Origin of the sequence: Streptomyces sp. CHD11 (genome assembly GCF_018638295.1) — a bacterium.
Classification (GTDB): Bacteria; Actinomycetota; Actinomycetes; order Streptomycetales; family Streptomycetaceae; genus Streptomyces.
This window is the reverse complement of the sequence record NZ_JABTTS010000082.1, coordinates 1-689: the sequence shown is the minus strand read 5'-3', so window position 1 is coordinate 689 and position 689 is coordinate 1. Positions and strand designations below refer to the sequence as shown.

General features: G+C 70.7%; 1 protein-coding gene and 1 pseudogene. Both read right to left on the bottom strand.

Features of this window, described 5'->3' with window-relative positions; translation table 11 throughout:
- A partial coding sequence (locus tag HTV45_RS33245) for a GTP-binding protein (RefSeq protein WP_215209609.1) occupies positions 1-532 on the bottom strand: 532 nt, incomplete at its 3' end.
- A 2-nt stretch (positions 533-534) separates the two neighbouring features.
- Positions 535-689: pseudogene (locus HTV45_RS33240) on the bottom strand (sulfate adenylyltransferase small subunit); the annotation flags it as partial.

The following is a 689-nucleotide window of genomic DNA, read 5'->3' as shown; positions in this document are numbered from 1 at the left end:
CCTCGGCGATGGCGGCGAAGACGGGCTCGTGGTAGTCGACGAGGTCCATCTTGTTGACGGCGAGGACGACGTGGGGGACGCGCAGCAGGGCGGCGATGGCGGCGTGCCGGCGGGTCTGTTCGACGACGCCGTTGCGGGCGTCGACGAGGATCACGGTCAGCTCGGCGGTGGAGGCGCCGGTGACCATGTTCCGCGTGTACTGCACATGCCCGGGGGTGTCGGCGAGGATGAAACGGCGCCGGGGGGTGGCGAAGTAGCGGTAGGCGACGTCGATGGTGATGCCCTGCTCGCGTTCGGCGCGCAGGCCGTCGGTGAGCAGCGCGAGGTCGGGGGCCTCCTGACCCCGGGAGGCGGAAGCGCGTTCCACGGCCTCCAGCTGGTCGGTCAGGACCGACTTGGAGTCGTGCAGCAGCCGGCCCACCAGGGTGGACTTGCCGTCGTCGACCGAACCGGCGGTCGCGAACCGCAGCAGCGTCGTCTCCGACAACTGCCAGGTCGCCGGCGGCTCGGCGGGTTGCGTGGTGCTGGTCATGGTTAGAAGTACCCCTCGCGCTTGCGGTCTTCCATCGCGGCCTCGGACATCCGGTCGTCGGCGCGGGTGGCACCGCGTTCGGTGAGCCGGGAGGCGGCGATCTCGGTGATCACCTTCTCGATGGTGTCGGCGTCGGAGTCGACCGCGCCGGTGCAGG